A 19,082-nucleotide genomic window follows, 5' to 3' on the forward strand; every position below is an offset into this window, starting at 1 on the left:
AGACCAGTTGGTTGGTCTTACGTTTTTTTTCATCAAAAATAATATAAATACCGACAACAGATGCTTTTAGTCTTTTATTACTAACGTAAAATTGATAAAATTATAGAAACAGCATACAGAGAGAGAGGGATTGTACATGGAGCATATCCCACAAAAAAATAAATCCTATCTCAACCATAATGAGATGGCGGTGGCAGTTGTAGATGAGAGGCTGCAAGTAGTCAGGATGAACACATCATTTGTTGAAGATTTCCATGTTGAAAATACGGAAAAGTCCATTTTCTTGACAGATTTTGAAGTTTTTCGCAATTTGAACTTACTCTCTGACATTATTAACAGTTTTAAAGATAATCAGGAAACCAAGTCTGAACTAACTGTGGGGTCAGAAGCGGAGAAGAAGGACTTTACCATTACGATTGTCCCCTCTCATTATGAAGCAGAGAAGGTCAGGCTCGTTGAAATCATATTTGATCACACTGCTCATCAGCAGGCATATATTCCCTCTTCACAATCGTTCAACCCAACCAAATCCATTTCCCATTCTGTATTTTTGTTAAAACTAAAAAAAGAGAACGATAATTTTATTATAAAAGTAGGAACAGGAAGTTTATTTGAACAATTGCAAATAAATTCTGCAGATCTTAAAAATCAAAACTTGCATACTGTTTTCCCAAAAGAAGAACTGGAACACTACGTACCTATTTGTCTTAAGGTATGGGAACAGCAAATTGAAGCTACGTATGAAGGGACGATCTGTGGACTGGAGTATATTGCTTCAGTTATCCCGGTGGTGGAAGAAGGTGTTACAGAAGAAATTATCTGTATGGTGACAGATATTTCTAACCTGAAGAATACGCAGCGGGAATTGGAACGTAATAAGCAAAAATACCAGTCTTTAATGTATGATCACAGCGATAATATTTTTCTCATTGACCGGCAATACATTATTAGAGAAATTAATTCAGCGGCTGAAAAAAGGTTGAAAATGAATAAAAACGAAACCTTAATTGGAAAAAATTATCGGGATTTCGTCAGAGCAGATCGCTGCGAAAATACAAAAAAATACCTTGATCAAGCGCTGGAAGGAACTACTGTATCTTATAATACCGTTATAATCAATCAAGACCATACGGAAAGTCATATCAGCTGCACATTAGTGCCCATCCTTATTGATGGCAAAGTAGAAGGTGCCTACGGCGTCGGCAGAGACATCACTGAGATTGTGAAAATGGATAAAAAATTAAAGAAGACAGCGTATTTACTAGAAGCCTATTTTAACCATACAAATGATGGAGCTTCTTTACTATCAGAAGATGGAGTATTTGCAGCCATGAATCACAAATTCGAATCTATTTTCCAGTGGGAAAGAGAGGAATTACTGGGCTGCAACATCACAGATTTATTTCATAAAGAACAGTCTCAGGACGATAAAAGGAAAATCATTCAAGCGTTAAAAGGAGAAGATATTGACTATATAGAGACTACATTCCAAAAAAAGGATGGAACAGCGTGCACCTTATCTCTCCATGTCTCTTCTATACGCTCTAAAAAAGGAACACTTATAGGAATTGCGGTAATCGTACAGGACTTATCAAAGATAAAAATAAGAGAAGACCTGCTTAAAAAATCTGAGCAGCTGGCACTAGTTGGTCAGCTTGCTGCCGGAGTAGCCCATGAAATCCGCAATCCATTAACCACGCTTAAAGGATTTCTGCAGCTTCTGGGTGAGGATAAAAAAGCTTCTATTTATATTGAATTGCTTCAAAACGAACTGAACCGCATTGAATATATCACAGGTGAATTATTATCACTTGCAAAACCTCAGGCTACAAGCTTCAAGATAAACTCACTGAAAATGATTATGGATCAAACAGTAGAATTTATAAAAATAGAGGCCTTAAAAAATAATGTTAAAATGGTGCTGTCAATTGAAGAAGTAATGTTTGAATGTGAATCACACAAAATAAAACAGGTATTTCTTAACCTTTTTATGAATGCAATTGAAGCAATGCCCACCGGTGGAACGCTGAATATTTTTCTAGTTAAAGAGAAGTCGGATGCAGTTATTATCATACAAGACACTGGGTACGGGATTAAAGAGGACCGGCTGAGAAAGCTTGGAGAGCCGTTCTACAGTACGAAAGAAAAAGGTACAGGATTGGGTTTGATGATTTGCAGGAAAATTATAGAGAATCACAAGGGGACATTTACAATTGAAAGCAAGCCAAACGAAGGAACTACTGTAAAAGTTACCTTTCCTCTGATCAGTTCTTGAAATGAAGATAAAATCGCTAATGATTAATGATTTCTGCCAGAGGCTTGAACAAAACTCAATAAAGTACAATGAAGAATGGCTTCATGAATAATAGATTCATGAAGCCATTCTTTATTTAAAATTCAGCTACACTGCCCCAGAAGACCGCTCAAGCATTCACATAAGTGCCTTTAAGATTGTTTCCCGCCCTCCTAAAAACTTCTATTATGAAAAACCAGAACTGAAGTTTAGGCTGTTTTTTACAAATTTCAATAAAAAAACACATTTAATTGTTTTCTTTTTGGCCAGAAAGGATACACAAAGGAGTATAAGTGGGAAAGAAAGAGTTATGGTGCAAAGAAACTGTACGCCTCTATACCCACTCATAGTTTAAACCCGTTAAGCCCATTCATAAGCGGCAACTAAAAAACCTCATAAACCATACATAGATTTATGAAAAGGAACGGGCAGATTTATAGTTAAGTATAACTAACCAGATAAAAAAAGATTACCCTTGGAAGGGGAGGCCCCAGGATGATAAAAGAATTGCAGGATATGTGGAAAGCAAGAATCTGGATGAAAACCAATGTTCCATTTTTATATAGCTGGCACGCGTACGTTGGATATGACTTAAATCTTTTTGAAGCATTTAAACGTCCTGTTAAAGTGGAGGACGTGTCAGATGCATATGACCTTGAACCTGAACTGCTTGAACAGTGGGTGGAGGTTGGCGTTGCGTTAAAGCATTTAAAGAAAGATGAAAAAGGAAGAGTCAGTGTAAAAAAATCCTGGAAGCTTCCACGCAGCAAAAATAACAGTCCTTCATCGGGGGATTTATTAAAAGAGATGATGGAGCTTCATATTCCTTCGCTGCTTTCTTACCCTGAATTAATGAGAGAAAAGAAGCGCAACCATTTTGATTCTGAGCTGCATTCACCAACCGTAGCCAAGACATCAACCTTGTTAGAGCTTCTGGCTTTTCACTTAATTGATCGCAATGTTAAAAAGCATGAGGTCCAATCGATCCTGGATATCGGCTGCGGTGAAGCAGGTTATTTAATTCGTCTTGCAAAAAAATATCCTGATTTGAACCTTAAGGGTGTTGAAATCAGTGAAGAAGTCGCTGATAGTGCCAAAAAAGCTTCTGCACCTTATGAAAATATAGAGATCATCCATTCGGATATTGAAGAGTATAAACCGGAAGAGCCAATTGACTATGTGATGGTTAATAATTTACTGCATTATATCGACCCGAATGACAGACAGGGATTCTTTGAACGTCTACATGAAATCATGAATGAAAAGGGAATCGCAACGATTATATCTCCTCTGCAAAAAGCAAAACACGGCCAGCAATTTTCGAGTGCATTTAACAGCTTCTTTTTAACATTTGATAATTTATATCCGATCCCATCTGAGGATGAGCTGCGCACCATAACTGAAAAAGCCGGCTTCAAAATGGATAAACCATCTGCAATCATTCGGGAGGGCGGCTGGTTTATCGTTAAAATTCAAAAGAGTTCCTGATTAATGTTTAATAGAATTCTATGGTGGAAAACACCTAATATGAAACAATTATATAAATAAGGAGATGTTTTCATTGGCTAAAATTGCAACTGTTATAACGAGTTATTTTGAAGATGTGGAGTACACAGACCCGGCAAAATCATTCAAAGAATCAGGTCACGAAGTAGTGACAATTGATAAAGAAGCAGGCACTCAGGTAACAGGTAAGCAAGGAGAAGCTACTGTTACGATTGATAAGTCCATTGACGAAGTCTCTCCACAGGATTTTGATGCTCTCTTTATTCCAGGCGGATTCTCACCAGACTTGCTGCGCGGAGACGAAAAATTCGTTGCATTTGCAAAATCCTTTATGGATGACAAAAAGCCTGTGTTCGCTATTTGTCACGGTCCACAATTATTAATTACTGCAAAATCTCTTGAAGGACGGACTGCTACTGGATTTACCTCTATAAAAGTAGATATGGAGTATGCAGGAGCAACCTACAAAGACGAAGAAGTTGTCGTATGCGGAAACCAGCTTGTTACAAGCCGTACACCAGATGATTTACCAGCCTTTACTAGAGAAGCATTAAAATTGTTATCTTAAGAAGATAGATTTGCTGAAATAGGCCAATCTTTTAATTTCATATAAGTATAGTAAGCCGCTACGATTTCTTCTTTTTTGAAATCGTGGCGGCTTTTTTCAATTATATGAATCTCTTTATAAAATTTCTTCTCTCTGCCATGCAAAAGATAACTTGAATCCACTATTTAAAATAAGATTATTAGGTCGATATACTTAATAGGGTGGTAGTTCTTTTGTTGTATAATTGGGGAGGATGAAAATGAAAAAGTTAAAATGGAAGCTGCTTGTCTATTTTCTTGGGGTCATTCTATTAATGGTTGGATTATCCGGTTTTACTATGCATAAAATTATGGAAATGAATGAACACACTAAAGAGCTGATCGATTCTGATTTGACCATGCTGACACTTGATCAGGAAAAAAAATATAATATTTCACAGCAAATCGCTTTAACCAGAGGCTATCTTTTATATGGTGAGGAAGATTATAAAGAAAGATTCCTGACCCTTTCTGCTCAGAACAATGAGATTTCTGAAAAGCTGCAGGAATTAAATGCGGGCAATAATGTCAGTTCAGTACTTACGATCGCTAGAGTATGGCAGGGCAATGTAGAAAAACATGTATTCAGCATGTATGACAGTAATAGAGAAGAAGAAGCCAGGGTGCTTTTCCGGTCCAGCTACGAACCAACAGCCAGATCTTTAATGGACAGTTTAACTACTTTGTCAGAAGAACAGCAGGCAAAAATGGATCTTGCTATCAAAGCAAATGAAGAACAAGCAAAAAGCATGATTTTAACTATTATTTTAATTACGGCTATCGTTCTTGCAGCATCATTTGTGGTCAGTATGCTTGCGGCTCATCGAATTACAAAACCGATTTTGTTGGTAACTTCAAGAATGAGAACGATTGCACAAGGGGAGCTCAAAGCATACCCGCTCAAAATACATAGTAAGGATGAGCTTGGTGTATTAGTGTGCACAGTAAATGAAATGAATGATCAGCTTCGCAGCCTTGTGGCAGATATCAATTCAGTCTCCTCAACCGTTTTATCGCGAGGAAAACAACTTTCAGTTCATGCACAGGAAGTTCGTGAAGGCAGCAGTCAGATTGCCAGCACGATGATGGAGCTTGCAGATGGTGCGGGAATACAGGCGGAATCCTCCAGTTCATTAAGTCATAAAATAAATCTTTTTTCTGAAGAAATTTCATCTTCAGCTTCGCTTGGTCATCAAGCGCAGCATACTGCAGAGAAAACGCTGGCGCTGACTAAAGCGGGCAGCGTGAATATGAAAGAGACAATTCAAAAAGTATATGATATAAATGGCAACTTTAAACTTGCGATGAACAGAGTGGAGGGACTGGAAAGCCAGACGAAAAATATCAGTAAGCTTATACAAGTTATTCAGGAAATAGCGGACCAAACGAATTTATTGGCATTAAACGCCGCTATTGAAGCTGCACGAGCGGGAGAACACGGGAGAGGCTTTGCGGTAGTTGCAGATGAGGTGCGAAAGCTCGCAGAACAGGTTTCCTCATCCATCGGAGGCATCACTTCAATTATTTCTACCATTCAATCAGAATCAAATGAAGTAGTGGAGGTGTTAAAGCAAGGGTACGGTCTGGTTGAGGAGGGAACTGATCAAATGGAAAAAACAAATGAATCGTTCTCAAGTATTGATGATCAAATGAAGCGTGTATCATTTGAAATAAAAACGGTAGCAGATTCTCTCGATGATATTGTTCAAAGTACTAAAGAAATCAATCAAGAGATCGAGCAAATTGCAACCGTGTCTGAGGAGGCTGCTGCCGGTATTGAAGAAACTTCAGCCAGTGCAGAAGCTTCTCATTCAACAATGCAGCATGTATTTGATACGACTAAAGCGCTTGAACAGGATGCGGATATCTTAAGGGTTCACTTATCTCGATTCAATGTAGAGCAAGCTGTAGAAGATCAGGCGTCAGGGTCTAATAAATCATCTTAACTGGAGAAATTGAAAAAGGAGCGGATGATCCGCTCCTTCTACTGTTACAGCTGTTTTATTTTCTGCGCAAATTGCCCAATTCTTCAGCAATAGCCTGCATTTCACTTGGACTGAAGTTCTCGCGTTTCATAACCATTGTATATAGGTCATGGAGTTCCACATACATTTCCTCATCAAAATGTGTGGCTTTAATCGCTCCAGCGTTCGCCATGCGCAAGCGATCTTTAATTTGTTCAATCATGTATTCTGCGTTTTCAGTAGATTTTACAGACAAATTCATCTATTCGTCAGTCCCTTCGATCCGTCATTTTAATCTTTCCATGATTCGATCGATCTGTCAATAAGAACGGCATGCTTTTATGCGGTTTTGCCCTTCGCTGCCTTTTCCTCTTTTATTTTCTTTTGAATTTGTTTTGTTTCATAAACAACCACACCGGAAAGTCCTAATAGCCCAATTAGATTCGGGAAGGCCATTAATCCGTTCATCACATCGGAGAATAACCAGACCACATCTAAAGATGCTACAGATCCGATCATGACTGCGATCACAAACAGCACGCGATACCAAACATTCAGTTTCTTGGAACCAACTAAGTATTGAAAGCATTTTTCCCCGTAGTAAGACCATCCAATGATGGTCGAAGCTGCAAAGAAAACGAGTCCTATTGTCACGATGATCGGCCCCATACCGCCTAAGAAATGTTCGAAGGATGCAGAAGTTAATGCGCCGCCTTCTAAATCTCCTCCTTCATATAAGTCTGCCATAACAATCGTTAAGCCTGTTATGGAACAAACAATCAGCGTGTCGAGGAAGACTTGAGTCATCGATACAAGTCCTTGACGTCCAGGCATATCAGTTTTGGCTGCTGCAGCGGCGATCGGAGCAGAACCAAGCCCCGCTTCATTGGAAAATACGCCTCGCGCAACGCCATAACGAATAATGGCACCAATTACGCCCCCTGCTATAGCATCATTTCCGAATGCCTGTGTAAAGATTGTGGCAAACGCATCAGGAATAAGAGAAAAGTTTAAGATCATAACAATAAGTCCTGCTGCTAAATAGAATGCCACCATGATCGGAACAAAAAGGGAAGTAACTTTTCCTATGCTCTTAATACCGCCAAGAATAACAAGAGCAGTAAAAACGGTCAAAACTATACCAGTGAGCCAGGTGGAAATTCCAAATGTGTCATTCACTACATCAGATACGGAATTTGATTGAACCATATTCCCAATTCCAAAGGCTGCTACTGCCCCAAATAAGGCGAAAAGAACACCAAGCCACTTTTGTTTCAGCCCTCTTTCAAGGTAATACATCGGGCCTCCTGACATTTCCCCATCAGCGTCCTGAACGCGATACTTCACCGCAAGAACCGCTTCGGCATATTTTGTAGCCATCCCAAAAACTGCTGACAGCCACATCCAGAAAATAGCGCCCGGTCCACCTAAAACTACAGCCGTAGCAACGCCGACAATATTTCCTGTACCAACCGTGGCGGCCATTGCGGTCATCAGCGACTGGAAGTGGGAGATGTCTCCTTCTGAATTTTTGTCCTGATTTTTTGAAAATGCCAACTTTAAAGAATAACCAGTCAGTCTGAACTGGATTCCGCCTAAGCGAAGAGTCAAATAAATTCCGGTGCCGACCAATAAAATCAGCAGAGGCGGTCCCCAAACCAGACCACTGACATCACCAAGAAACTTCTCGAGTGCTTCCATCAAATTCCCCCTTAAATTTATCTTGTCAAAAAACTAGAATACAGTAAGAATAACTTAATGTAAATATTCAGAAAACGGATAAGATAGGCAAATGAGCGATTTCTTATATAGGTTGAGGTTTCAATCTGCCTATTTAAGGTAAAATATAGAGGAGTATAAAAGTTGGAGGATTCTGATTTGAAAAGTGTTTTATTTGTCGGAAAAGGGGATAATTGCTGCTCTTTACTTGCAGAAGTCATTTTAAGAGACCAAATTGAAAAGCAAAATGCAAGTGAGAACATTAAGGTGGATTCAGCCGGCACAACATCCTGGCAGCATGCAAACCTTCTTTGCGAAGAGGCAATTGCAGCACTCAGCCAATATGGGATTCACTGTGAGCACCAGTCTCCACGCCAGCTTGAAAGAAAAGATGTAGAATCTTTCGACTACCTCGTCGCGTTGGATCGGGAAACGCAGGCCGACCTCGAACTTCTGATGCGCAGTTCTTCAGGCAAGGATCACTGCTTTTTATTACTGGAATTAATCCATTCGTATACATTGGATGTTCCGAATCCATATTATACAAAGGACTATGATGAAGCGTATCACCTAATTAATGAAGGTTGTAAAGCATTACTAAATAAAATAAAATAATTTACTTTAATGGAGGAATTTTAATGGCAGGAAACAAGTTGTCAACAGGGATTTTATTAGGAGCAGTTATTGGCGGTGCTGTCAGTTTACTCGACAGAGAAACAAGAAGAAGTACGATCGAAGCATACCAAAAAAGCAGCCGTGCCATTTCTTATTATTCAACTCATCCAAAAGAATTGTCACAGCAAACAAAATCAAAAGTCGAAAAAATAAAAGTAACGGTTGAGCAGATTCAGGATGATTTTGAGTTTCTTTCATCCAAACTCGATGAAGTAAGAGATATGACACCGCAGCTTAAAAATATTTTAGTGGAAACAAAAGAGACGTTTGAAACTTCAGGTGAAACATACAAACATGCACTTTCGGATGATTCGGAAGAGGAGCAAAACAGATCTGACTTGTTTCTTGAACGAAATAATCCAGAGGAAAAAAAGACGATATAAAATTCGACAGCAGGAGGGATTACATGCCTGATCATAAAAAAAACGCTAATGCAATTCCTCAAAAACAGGTTATAAAAAAGAAGCAGGATGAACAATGGAATGAAGGGAAGAAAAACAGGCATTTGGAGGATATGACAGAGGCAATACATACAGGGGCAAGGCAGGGGAATTATCACACAGCAGGCGGTTTTATGAAAGAAGTACTAGGGAGGTTCACCCGGGCAGATACACCGGGACTTGGAGCACAATTAGCATACTATTTCTTATTATCGCTGTTTCCTCTTTTAATTTTCGCTATTGCCCTTATTCCATATCTGCCTATTACACAGGATCAGATGCTTGATCTCTTTACAGAATTTGCACCTGGTGAATCCATGGCGATTATCGAGTCTACGATTTCTGAGGTGGCATCCGGAGAAAGTACCGGATTATTATCTGTCGGTCTGCTGGGAACTTTATGGGCTGCTTCAAACGGAATGAATGCCCTGATGAAATCCTTTAACCATGCCTATGAGGTGGAGGAAACGAGACCCTTCATAATTGCCCGCGGTATGGCGATTGTATGGACGATTGTGATGGTAGCCGTAGTCGTCATCGCGTTGCTTCTTCCTATTTTTGGTCAGCAGATTGGTGAGATTGCTTTTTCAGCGTTTGGACTAACAGAAGCATTTTTGACAATTTGGAATGTCTTGCGTTTTGCAGTAACACCTTTTGTCTTATTTGTTGTATTTGTCGGTTTATATGCATTTGTTCCAAATGTTAAAATAAGATTTATCTCAGTGTTGCCAGGTGCGGCGTTTGCTGCTGCAGGCTGGCTCCTTACTTCCTTTCTGTTTTCTTTTTACGTTAGCAGTTTTGGAAACTATGCTTCTACTTATGGAAGTGTAGGAGGAATTATCGTCTTAATGATCTGGCTGTATTTATCAGGTATTATTATGATGATTGGTGCACAGATTAATGCAACGATGGCTGCCAGAAGAAGACATAAGCCGGCTAAGCCAAAAACAACTTAAATTAATTAGTCATGAATGGTAAATTTGCTGTATTAAAAGGTTCCAATCATTATTTGCTAATGATTGGAACCTTTTTTTACTAGTCGCTTATCTAAGCTATGGTCTACATTTTTATTCTTACTCTTTTCGTCAAAGCGCGTATGATCCACAGCGAAAAGGCAATTAAAGCAAAAGATGCTCCGAATGAAATGACTAATGAAAGATTTTCAGGTGTGTAATTGGAAAGAAGACTGTGTAATGGGGTATTCAATTCACGTGACCAGAGTAGATCCATTAAAAAGATCAAAGCTAATGCTCCATTAATTGTGAAAAGTAGTCCCCATCCACCTAAACGATAGTAACCTGCCCCAATCATCCAACCGGCAATATAGTAGATAAAAATATTCAAGCTGAAAACAATGAAAATAAATAACCAGGATGATTTAACACCTAAAAACGTTTGAACATCACTCGGTGCTATAAGTTGTTCTATCCCACCGATGATCAACGCAATAACCATAAAAATAACGGATAAAGCAGCAGAAGAAAGTGCGGTTCCTATAAAGTAATGCTTTCTAGTAACGCCTAGCTTCACATAATAGCTTAAAAAACTTGGAACGGAAAGAATGCCAACCACCAGCATAAATATTTTATATGGATTTTCAATGAAATTAATAAATCCCTCAATACCCAGGTTTTTATCAGCTGAAAAATAACGGATGCCAATAAAAATCATGAGCGTAATCGCAATCAGCCATGCAGCCCATCCAAGCTGGACAATGGTCATATCGTAGGCAACTTTAACATCGTTTCGTTTATTTTTGTTCATCCTGATCCCCCTCTTTAGTTAAGTGAATAAATAAATCCTGAAGAGAGACGGGGCCGATTTCCAGTCCTGTTTGCCGTGCTTGAATCCGCTGTTGCTCAGAAAGAGTTTCCATTACCATGACTGATTTAGTGCCGCCGAGCCTTTGGGAATTAATCTTTTTCATATTTTGAACAAAGTGGTCAACCTCCTCAACAGCTCCTGTAACAGCAGCGCCCATTTCAAGCAGCACATCAATGGGTTCCTTTAATATCAACTTCCCTTTATGCACGATCACAACTTCGTCAAATAAATAATCCATTTCAGATACCAAATGAGTCGATAAGATAATCGTTCTCGGATGAAGTGCATGATCTTCTACTATTTTTTGATAAAAAATCTCACGAGTAGGGGCGTCCATCCCGCTGTATGCTTCATCAAAAATTGTAATAGGAGAGCGGCTGACAAGACCGATCGTGACATTTAACGCAGACATCATTCCTTTAGACAACTCATTTACAGGTTTGGTTAATGGGAGGTTAAAAGCTTTGATTAATTCCAACGCATAGTCAGGATCATAGTTTGGTTTATAAGCTTCCACTGCTTCTAAGTGTGCTTTGACTTTTTCAGTGTCTTCCTTATATTCTTTTTCATAAACAAATGTCACTTGCTGCATAAGATCAGCATTTTCAAAAACGGTCTTACCATTTACTTCAATGGTTCCTTCTGTAGGTTCTAAAAAAGAAGCGAGAAGGGAAAGGAGTGTTGTTTTACCTGCACCATTTCGACCGATCAATCCATAGATCTTTCCTTGGGCTAGTTGCAAGGATAAATCTTCTAATGCTTTAAAATGACCATATCTCATAGTTACATGTTTAAAAACGACATCTTTTTTCATTATCATTCACGTCCTTTCAATTGTTTGATCAAATTGGTTAATTCACTTTCTGATATCCCTAATTTCTGGGCTTCTTGGATCATGGGGAGCATAAATTGATCCACAAAACTTTTTTTCCTTTGTTCAATCAACAGTTCTTTAGCACCCTCTGCAACAAACATCCCAACACCTCGTTTTTTATAAATGACGCCAGCATCTACCAGTAGATTAATTCCTTTGGCAACGGTTAAATGATTAATTTTATAAAACGTCACTAGCTGAGTGGTGGAGGGGATTTGATCATTCACCTTCAATTGATCATTCACAATCTGATCCTCTATTCGATCTTTAATTTGTAAAAAAATGGGCTTGCTGTCATTAAATGATTGACCCAATGGGAAATCACCACCTTATGTTATATGGTTATATAGTTATGTATATAACCATAAGTCATAAAGTGTGATTCGTCAATTGGTGTGGTGGTTATAATCGTTATAAAGTATTTAATCGATGAAATAGAAGGAAAGACTAGCTTGGAGATCCTAAGGAGAGTACAATCGAAAATTTAAGAAATGCACAAAAAAAGAATGTCCTCACTAACATTGTGAGAACATTCTTCTTTATTTAAATGGTTCCTTCCGCTGTTTTTCAGGAACTGACTGAAACGTTCTGGGATTTATTTTTCTGAACGAACGAAAACACCAATAAGCTGAGGTAAACGGATAAGAGTAAAAAGCTGATTAAATAAAAGAAGCCATCAGCAAAGAAATGAATCATTATACCGCCGAGACTAGGTCCTGTTATGCTCCCAACGCTAAAAGCAACGCCGCACATAATATTACCTGCAGGCAATAGAGACTTTGGAAGCAAATCGGTCATATAACTGATCCCCAGAGAAAAAGTGGATCCAACAGCCATTCCCGCAGCAAAAAAAGTTACGATAAGCCATATCACTGATGTGCCAGCCAGGCCGGAGCCGACAAAGCAAATGGCACCGGCTAATAAAACGCCCATCAACACCCGGTGACGCCCGAACTTATCACTTATTATGCCAAGGGGAAGCTGAAAGACAATCGCACCAATTGAAAAAGCGGGCAGGATGAAAGCAATAGCATCCGCCTCAACTCCATTTCGTAATGCGTAAATAGGAAAATTTCCATGAAGAGAAGCTTCCAAAAAACCATAGCTTAGAGGGGGAAGAAAAGCGACCCATGCATATTTCCATACTTGTTTAAATCGGCTCAGCGTACCAAACATGGAAGCTGTTCCGACTTCTCCCTGATCAGGAAAATCATTTCGCAATAAGAAAACAAGACCCCAGGTTAAAAAGGTAAGGATTCCAGAGACAATAAAAGGGAGTGAGCGATCAATCTCTACTAATGAGCTCATGGCAGGTCCAATCGCAAAGCCAAGAGAAAAAAACAGGCCATACAAGGCTATATTACGGCCTCTGCGTTCCGTTGTTGAAGTGGAGGTGATCCACGTCTGAGTTGATAAATGCAGCATCTGATCACCTACCCCAATGAGCAATCGGAGTAAGAACCAAAACCAGAAGTGAGTCCACAAAGGGAAAAGCAGAAGGGACATTCCGACGATAAAGCCCCCGAATAAAATTAAGGGTTTGTATCCATACTTCCTCAAAGGAACTTCCATTAAAGGAGAGGCGACTAATATTCCTATGTAAATGCCGGTTGCATGGATGCCGTTCATAGCAGAAGATACTCCGTCCTGCTCAAAAATAATGGCGATTAAAGGCAGAAGCATCCCTTGTGAAAAACCTGAAATTGCTACAATACAAACTAAAATCCAAAAACGTACTTTTGCTGTTACACGCATACTGAAGCTCCTGACTAATAAATTCTTCTATGTAGTTGCACTTTATAAATATGAGCTGTTGACAATAAATCATCCTGAAGCAATGTAAAAACCAACCTGCTACGCATTGAGCATCCGGGGTGAAGAACGTCGAATACGAGCGTTTTGCATTGGTCTGCTATATAATTCTACTATACATAAATAACATAGTGAAGGAGCAACCAGAATGAAGTTTACAATGAAAGAACAAGGATTTACATCCGAATTGCCTTACGGATCACTGGACGTTTCAGGAAACGAAGAATATGGATTTCGTCCTTATCAGCTTCTAACCGCTTCGATCGCTGTTTGCAGTGGTGGTGTTTTAAGAAGTGTGTTGAATAAAATGAGGCTGCCGTTTGAAGATATCGCTATCGAAGCAGAGGTTGAAAGAAACGAGGCATTAGCGAATCGCGTTGAAAAAATTCACGTTCATTTTATTATTACTGCCTCGGATATTGATGAGAAAAAGGTTCATAAAGCACTTGAACTGACGAGGAAGAATTGTTCAATGGTTCAATCCGTTCTTGATAGTATCGAGGTAACTGAAACATTTGAAATTATTTAAACACACACAAAAACCCGGTCCAAAGTCTTTCAATGAAAGATTGACACCGGGTTTTTATGTTATAGGGTATGTTGTAAGATCGTTCATATAATCGCACGTTAAGCGCTCATCATCACGTCCTTCCAATGGAGTTGTTGAGTAATTTCTTTTGGAAGCTACCCTCCTTTTTCTTATCTGGGCTAAGTATAGCATGTTTTTATAATAATGTAAATATTCTAAATAAATAAAATATAAAAATTTAAAAACGCTCGTACGGAAAAACGTACGAACGCAAAATGAGCATCCTAACGGGTTAGGAGCGCTTTTTTCTTTGTGAAATCAATGTTCCTATAGTACATATCCTGAACTAAAAGATTTGGACCTAGACATTGAACCGCTGGACAATGACAATTCATCTGCGCGGCTTCATTGGAGGACAGCCAATTAGTGAACATTGCTTCGAGGTTATCGTGCTGGATATTTCCAAGAGGCGGTGTATCTCCAAAGTCAGTGACAATCACATCCCCTGTAAAAATACTGATATTTAACCTTGAACGGCCATCAGGGTCATTGCGAACGGTAACGTTCTTTGCTTCATATAATCTTTTCAGTAAGTTCCGGTCTTCTTCACTCGAGCTGCACCCAAAAAAAGGGAGGGTTCCAAACAGCATCCATGTATTTTGGTCCCGTATGTCAAGCAGTTGTGTAATAGCCTGTCTGGTTTCAGCAAGTGACAACGTTTCAAGAGAAGAAGCCCAGTCGCTTGGATACATGGGATGAATTTCATGTCTACTACACTTCATATCTTCAACAATTTCTTTATGAATTCTTTCAATATGAGGAAGTGTTTTTTTATTCAGCATGGTCTCAGCAGAAACCATTACACCTGCTTCACTCAAGGCTCTAGAGTTCGTAATCATTCGGTCAAACAGCCGCTCTCGCTGTTCTCTGGTTGGTTTACGTTCCATCATCGCAAAGCCTGTATCAATAAATTCATCTACAGTGCCCCAGTTATGAGAAATATGCAGTACATCTAAATAGGGAATAATGGGATCATATTTTTCGAGATTGACCGTTAAATTGGAGTTAATCTGTGTTTTCACGCCTCGTTCATGAGCATATTTTAAAATAGGTGCGACGTATTCCTTTACCGATTTTCCAGACATCATCGGCTCTCCGCCTGTTATACTCAGTGTGCGAAGGTGTTCTATTTTATCGAGCCCGTTTAAAATCACTTCTAAAGGCAGTGCTTTCGGATCTTTAGGAGAAAGCGTATACCCAACCGCACAATGGGCACAGCGCATATTGCACAGCGTGGTTGTGGTAAGTTCGATATTTGAAAGAGTCAGTGTTCCATGCTCTTTAATGTCTTCATAAGCTTCCCACGGATCGTAGTCCGGTGAAATCTTTGTCCTATTCATATCATTCATTTAGCTGTCTCCTTGTGCTTTTGCATTAAGCCTCATTATCTAAATAAAATAAAGCACTGTCAATGGCGGGGTAACGATTTCAAACCTCATTTCATCCTGGGCAGTTGCATGAATGGACAGAATCCGTTACCATAAAAGCGAGTTTGAAAGGAGCGATACAATGGGCAACGCCATTCACGATAATGACTCACAAATCCTTTATTTGAAACAGCGCTTAAATATGTTTCTAGAAGTATTGGAGTCGGTGGATCCTGAAAGCACTGATCTAGAAGATATAGATCGAATGATCGGTATGATGGATGATCTGGAATTAAAAGTTCAGCAATTTAAAAAACCGGAATAAAGTACGACTTGTTCTCTAATCGCCTGATCTGTCAGGCAAATTAACACCCGCGGGCTATACGCGGGTGCTTTTTTATGGAAAAAAAGCGTATAAAGGCTGGTAAGAAAAATGTGCAATCGTTTTCAACCATCTTACTTCCGATAGAACGAAGGAGTATAATAAAGGGGTTGTATACATAATGGCAAGCATTTAGCAGAGAAAGGGTTTGACAAAGTTGAACAAAACAAATCTTGAAAACAGTTTATACGAATTAATTGTAGAGACATCCACAAACCTTCCTAAAGATGTAAGAAGAGCGATACGCAAGGCGAAAGAAAAGGAAAATACCGGAACTAGATCAGCTATGAGCCTGGCGACTATTACACAGAATATTCAAATGGCCGATGAAAAAGTCTCGCCAATTTGTCAGGATACCGGACTTCCTACTTTTAAAATAAAAACACCGATCGGCGTAAATCAATTAAAAATAAAGGAAGCCATCTACAGAGCAATGGTGCGTGCAACAGAGGACGGAAAGATGAGGCCAAATTCTGTTGATTCGCTGACAGGTGACAACAGCGGAGATAATCTTGGCCTTGGATTACCCGTTATTAAATTCGAACAGTGGGATAAAGAAGTAATTGATATTCGACTGATCCTGAAGGGAGGAGGCTGTGAAAATAAAAACATTCAATACAGTCTGCCTTGTGAACTCGATGGACTCGGCCGGGCAGGCCGCGACCTTGATGGAATCAGAAAATGTGTTATGCATTCAGTTTACCAGGCGCAAGGCCAGGGCTGCAGTGCAGGTTTTATTGGAGTTGGAATTGGCGGCGACCGTTCATCCGGCTACGATCTGGCAAAAGAACAGCTTTTCCGCTCTGCAGAAGATGTGAATCCGAACGAAGACTTAAAAAAGCTCGAAGAATATGTAGTAGACCATGCAAATGAACTGGGAATTGGCACAATGGGTTTTGGGGGAGAAACTACGCTGCTTGGCTGTAAAATAGGAGTCATGCACAGAATTCCAGCAAGCTTTTTTGTTTCCGTCGCATATAATTGCTGGGCTTTCAGAAGGCTTGGAATCACAGTGGACGCTGAAACAGGAAGCATTCGCGATTGGCTGTATCAAGATGGAGAAAAAATTGAATTTAAAGACGAAAGTGAAAAAGAACAAAATTCAATTGACTCAACAAAAATCATCACACTTCAGGCACCCATTACCGAAGAAAAAATCCGTTCATTGAAAGTAGGGGACGTCGTTCAAATAGACGGAATGATGTATACAGGAAGAGATGCCATACATAAATATTTAAGTGACCACGACTCTCCTGTCGACCTGAACGGCCAAATCATCTACCACTGCGGCCCCGTCATGATGAAAGACGAACAAGGCAGCTGGCATGTAAAAGCAGCAGGTCCCACAACTTCTATAAGAGAAGAACCATATCAAGGGGACATCATGAAAAAATTCGGTATCCGTGCAGTGATTGGAAAAGGCGGAATGGGTCCAAACACATTGGAAGCACTTAAAGACCACGGAGGCGTCTACCTTAATGCAATAGGAGGAGCTGCACAATACTACGCAGACTGCATCCAAAGCGTCGAAGGAGTCGACCTAACACAATTCGGAATCCCAGAAGCCATGTGGCACTTGAAAGTCAAAGGCTTCACAGCAGTCGTCACCATGGACTCACACGGCAACAGCCTCCACCGTGACATCGACCAAACCTCTCTACAAAAACTAGCCATGCACAAAGAAAAAGTGTTTTATTAATAAGTGCTGAAGGCGCTCGTTCAGCTCCGACAAGCATAAGACGCGGTGGCCTAGCAGGCATGCCCTTGGCCTGCTTGGAAATCGTGACTTATGACCTCGAGGAGCTAGCGCCTGAAGCCGGATACCCTAAGTGCTGAAGGCGCTCGATCAGCTCCGACAAGCATAAGACGCGTTGGCCTAGTAGGCATGCCCTTGGCCTGCTTGGACAGCGTGACTATGACCTCGAGCCCCTGCCCGCAGAAGCCGGATAGTCTATGTGCTGAAGGCACTTGTTTAGCTCCGACAAGCATAAGACGATTGAGTACCAGTCATACAATGACATCTAAAAAACTTTATTACATTTAGGATTCCCATAAAAGAAAATTTAATTAACAAAGAACTAAAACACCCAATCGTTGTGGGTGTTATTTCTATGTATGCTCCTTCTTAAAATGAACAAGTTAATAAAAGAAAGGAGGAGTGCATGGTGAAGCGAAACGGTTTACTTTATTTGCTTATTTTCCTGCTGTGTATTGCTGCGCCTTTATCAGCTTCTGCCGAGAGTATGAACTGGGGATTTAAGAGAGGGCAAAATGGAGAGCAGGCGGAAGCAGGAGCTCAGTATGACGAAGTGCTGAAGAAATATGATTCAGTATACAAAGGCACCACAAAAGAGAAGGTTCTTTATTTTACGTTTGATAACGGCTTTGAAAATGGGTATACAGAAAAAATTCTAGACGTGCTAAAAGAAGAAAAAGTACCGGCCACCTTTTTTTTAACCGGCCATTATTTAACCAGTGCTGAAGATTTGGTAAAAAGGATGGTGAAGGATGGACACAAAATTGGAAACCATTCATGGGGTCATCCGAACTTCTCAACATTGACAGCGGATCAAATGAAAGAAGAATGGCGTAAGGTGAAAGAAAAAACAACAGAGCTCACCGGACAAAAAGAAATGCTTTATCTTCGTCCTCCTGAAGGTGTTTTTAACGAAGAAACACTTAAAGTTGCTAAAGAAGAAGGCTACACGCATGTATTCTGGTCAGTTGCATTTGTCGACTGGTATGCTGATAAGCCTAGGGGAGCAGATTACGCATATAACGAGATCATGAAACAGATTCACCCGGGAGCAGTCATTCTCCTTCATACAGTATCCCCGGATAATGCAGGAGCATTACAGCGCGTCATTCAGGATTTGAAAAAGCAGGGATATACGTTTAAGGATCTAGATCACCTTATGAAGAATCAATCTTAGAAAAACAGGCAAGTGAACCTTATTTCAGGCTCACTTGCTTTTATTATGGAAAGATAAATCGCTTTTCTTTTGGTCTTTTGTCTGCATGATATAATAAAGAAAAAACAAGGTGTGAGAAG

General features: G+C 39.8%; 18 protein-coding genes. 11 read left to right on the forward strand and 7 right to left on the reverse strand.

What is annotated here, in order from left to right; genetic code table 11:
- Positions 1-136 precede the first annotated feature (136 nt).
- From KR50_RS11715 to KR50_RS11730, 4 genes are all read left to right on the forward strand, one after another.
- The gene (locus KR50_RS11715; RefSeq protein WP_041058639.1) at positions 137-2,275 is read left to right on the forward strand and encodes a PAS domain S-box protein; all 2,139 of its coding nucleotides are present in this window, start codon (positions 137-139) and stop codon (positions 2,273-2,275) included.
- Between the two features lie 513 nt (positions 2,276-2,788).
- The gene (locus KR50_RS11720; protein ID WP_041058641.1) at positions 2,789-3,781 is read left to right on the forward strand and encodes a class I SAM-dependent methyltransferase; all 993 of its coding nucleotides are present in this window, start codon (positions 2,789-2,791) and stop codon (positions 3,779-3,781) included.
- Between the two features lie 73 nt (positions 3,782-3,854).
- Positions 3,855-4,367 (forward strand): type 1 glutamine amidotransferase domain-containing protein, encoded by a 513-nt coding sequence (locus KR50_RS11725; protein ID WP_232304277.1) that lies wholly within the window; start codon positions 3,855-3,857, stop codon positions 4,365-4,367.
- Positions 4,368-4,605: 238 nt separating this feature from the next.
- Entirely contained in the window at positions 4,606-6,330 is a 1,725-nt protein-coding gene (locus KR50_RS11730; protein ID WP_052477045.1) for a methyl-accepting chemotaxis protein, read from the forward strand.
- Positions 6,331-6,385: 55 nt separating this feature from the next.
- Here the strand turns inward: KR50_RS11730 and KR50_RS11735 are convergent, their stop codons facing one another.
- Both KR50_RS11735 and KR50_RS11740 read right to left on the reverse strand, forming a co-directional pair.
- The gene (locus KR50_RS11735; RefSeq protein WP_041058645.1) at positions 6,386-6,610 is read right to left on the reverse strand and encodes a DUF1128 domain-containing protein; all 225 of its coding nucleotides are present in this window, start codon (positions 6,608-6,610) and stop codon (positions 6,386-6,388) included.
- Positions 6,611-6,687: 77 nt separating this feature from the next.
- Entirely contained in the window at positions 6,688-8,049 is a 1,362-nt protein-coding gene (locus KR50_RS11740; protein WP_041058648.1) for an alanine/glycine:cation symporter family protein, read from the reverse strand.
- 162 nt (positions 8,050-8,211) lie between these two features.
- Here KR50_RS11740 and KR50_RS11745 point away from each other — a divergent pair, with 162 nt between their 5' ends.
- The 3 genes from KR50_RS11745 to KR50_RS11755 are packed head-to-tail and all read left to right on the forward strand — an operon-like array spanning position 8,212 to position 10,138.
- A complete protein-coding gene (locus KR50_RS11745) occupies positions 8,212-8,682 on the forward strand; it encodes an arsenate reductase/protein-tyrosine-phosphatase family protein (RefSeq protein WP_052477048.1) in 471 nt (156 codons plus the stop codon).
- A gap of 23 nt (positions 8,683-8,705) precedes the next feature.
- Positions 8,706-9,125 carry a YtxH domain-containing protein gene (locus KR50_RS11750; RefSeq protein WP_052477052.1) on the forward strand — a complete coding sequence of 140 codons (420 nt, stop codon included), beginning with the start codon at positions 8,706-8,708 and terminating at the stop codon, positions 9,123-9,125.
- A 23-nt stretch (positions 9,126-9,148) separates the two neighbouring features.
- On the forward strand, positions 9,149-10,138 hold the full coding sequence (locus tag KR50_RS11755) for a YihY/virulence factor BrkB family protein (protein WP_232304278.1): 990 nt from the start codon (positions 9,149-9,151) through the stop codon (positions 10,136-10,138).
- 103 nt (positions 10,139-10,241) lie between these two features.
- On the opposite strand, the gene KR50_RS11760 is transcribed toward KR50_RS11755, so the two are convergent.
- The 4 genes from KR50_RS11760 to KR50_RS11775 form a co-directional block, all read right to left on the reverse strand.
- Positions 10,242-10,946, reverse strand: coding sequence for a hypothetical protein (locus KR50_RS11760; RefSeq protein WP_041058651.1), 705 nt, complete (start codon positions 10,944-10,946; stop codon positions 10,242-10,244).
- Positions 10,933-11,820: an ATP-binding cassette domain-containing protein gene (locus tag KR50_RS11765; protein ID WP_041058653.1), complete on the reverse strand. Its 888-nt coding sequence runs from the start codon at positions 11,818-11,820 to the stop codon at positions 10,933-10,935. The genes KR50_RS11760 and KR50_RS11765 overlap by 14 nt, the downstream gene beginning before the upstream one ends.
- Positions 11,821-11,822: 2 nt before the next feature.
- Entirely contained in the window at positions 11,823-12,194 is a 372-nt protein-coding gene (locus KR50_RS11770) for a GntR family transcriptional regulator (protein WP_041058655.1), read from the reverse strand.
- Between the two features lie 253 nt (positions 12,195-12,447).
- On the reverse strand, positions 12,448-13,635 hold the full coding sequence (locus KR50_RS11775) for an MFS transporter (protein ID WP_041058657.1): 1,188 nt from the start codon (positions 13,633-13,635) through the stop codon (positions 12,448-12,450).
- 205 nt (positions 13,636-13,840) lie between these two features.
- Here KR50_RS11775 and KR50_RS11780 point away from each other — a divergent pair, with 205 nt between their 5' ends.
- Positions 13,841-14,221, forward strand: coding sequence for an OsmC family protein (locus KR50_RS11780; protein WP_041058660.1), 381 nt, complete (start codon positions 13,841-13,843; stop codon positions 14,219-14,221).
- Positions 14,222-14,505: 284 nt separating this feature from the next.
- Here the strand turns inward: KR50_RS11780 and yfkAB are convergent, their stop codons facing one another.
- Positions 14,506-15,630, reverse strand: a complete 1,125-nt coding sequence (gene yfkAB / locus KR50_RS11785; RefSeq protein ID WP_041058663.1) for a radical SAM/CxCxxxxC motif protein YfkAB — start codon at positions 15,628-15,630, stop codon at positions 14,506-14,508.
- Positions 15,631-15,790: 160 nt separating this feature from the next.
- Here yfkAB and KR50_RS11790 point away from each other — a divergent pair, with 160 nt between their 5' ends.
- From KR50_RS11790 to pdaA, 3 genes are all read left to right on the forward strand, one after another.
- On the forward strand, positions 15,791-15,973 hold the full coding sequence (locus KR50_RS11790; protein WP_041058666.1) for an SE1561 family protein: 183 nt from the start codon (positions 15,791-15,793) through the stop codon (positions 15,971-15,973).
- Positions 15,974-16,187: 214 nt separating this feature from the next.
- A complete protein-coding gene (locus tag KR50_RS11795; RefSeq protein ID WP_041058670.1) occupies positions 16,188-17,729 on the forward strand; it encodes a fumarate hydratase in 1,542 nt (513 codons plus the stop codon).
- Positions 17,730-18,192: 463 nt separating this feature from the next.
- Positions 18,193-18,963, forward strand: coding sequence for a delta-lactam-biosynthetic de-N-acetylase (gene pdaA, locus KR50_RS11800; protein ID WP_041058671.1), 771 nt, complete (start codon positions 18,193-18,195; stop codon positions 18,961-18,963).
- Positions 18,964-19,082: the final 119 nt, after the last annotated feature.

It is taken from the genome of Jeotgalibacillus campisalis, from assembly GCF_000829515.1.
GTDB classification, from domain to species: domain Bacteria; phylum Bacillota; class Bacilli; order Bacillales; family Jeotgalibacillaceae; genus Jeotgalibacillus; species Jeotgalibacillus campisalis.

Excerpts from the sequence above, each read along its gene's own strand:
- KR50_RS11765 (WP_041058653.1), bottom strand. The coding sequence starts at position 11,820 with ATGAAAAAAGATGTCGTTTTTAAACATGTAACTATGAGATATGGTCAT.
- KR50_RS11780 (WP_041058660.1), top strand. The coding sequence starts at position 13,841 with ATGAAGTTTACAATGAAAGAACAAGGATTTACATCCGAATTGCCTTAC.
- KR50_RS11715 (WP_041058639.1), top strand. The coding sequence starts at position 137 with ATGGAGCATATCCCACAAAAAAATAAATCCTATCTCAACCATAATGAG.
- KR50_RS11760 (WP_041058651.1), bottom strand. The coding sequence starts at position 10,946 with ATGAACAAAAATAAACGAAACGATGTTAAAGTTGCCTACGATATGACC.
- KR50_RS11750 (WP_052477052.1), top strand. The coding sequence starts at position 8,706 with ATGGCAGGAAACAAGTTGTCAACAGGGATTTTATTAGGAGCAGTTATT.
- KR50_RS11730 (WP_052477045.1), top strand. The coding sequence starts at position 4,606 with ATGAAAAAGTTAAAATGGAAGCTGCTTGTCTATTTTCTTGGGGTCATT.
- yfkAB (WP_041058663.1), bottom strand. The coding sequence starts at position 15,630 with ATGAATGATATGAATAGGACAAAGATTTCACCGGACTACGATCCGTGG.
- KR50_RS11740 (WP_041058648.1), bottom strand. The coding sequence starts at position 8,049 with ATGGAAGCACTCGAGAAGTTTCTTGGTGATGTCAGTGGTCTGGTTTGG.
- KR50_RS11735 (WP_041058645.1), bottom strand. The coding sequence starts at position 6,610 with ATGAATTTGTCTGTAAAATCTACTGAAAACGCAGAATACATGATTGAA.
- KR50_RS11720 (WP_041058641.1), top strand. The coding sequence starts at position 2,789 with ATGATAAAAGAATTGCAGGATATGTGGAAAGCAAGAATCTGGATGAAA.
- KR50_RS11775 (WP_041058657.1), bottom strand. The coding sequence starts at position 13,635 with ATGCGTGTAACAGCAAAAGTACGTTTTTGGATTTTAGTTTGTATTGTA.
- KR50_RS11755 (WP_232304278.1), top strand. The coding sequence starts at position 9,149 with ATGCCTGATCATAAAAAAAACGCTAATGCAATTCCTCAAAAACAGGTT.
- pdaA (WP_041058671.1), top strand. The coding sequence starts at position 18,193 with ATGGTGAAGCGAAACGGTTTACTTTATTTGCTTATTTTCCTGCTGTGT.
- KR50_RS11790 (WP_041058666.1), top strand. The coding sequence starts at position 15,791 with ATGGGCAACGCCATTCACGATAATGACTCACAAATCCTTTATTTGAAA.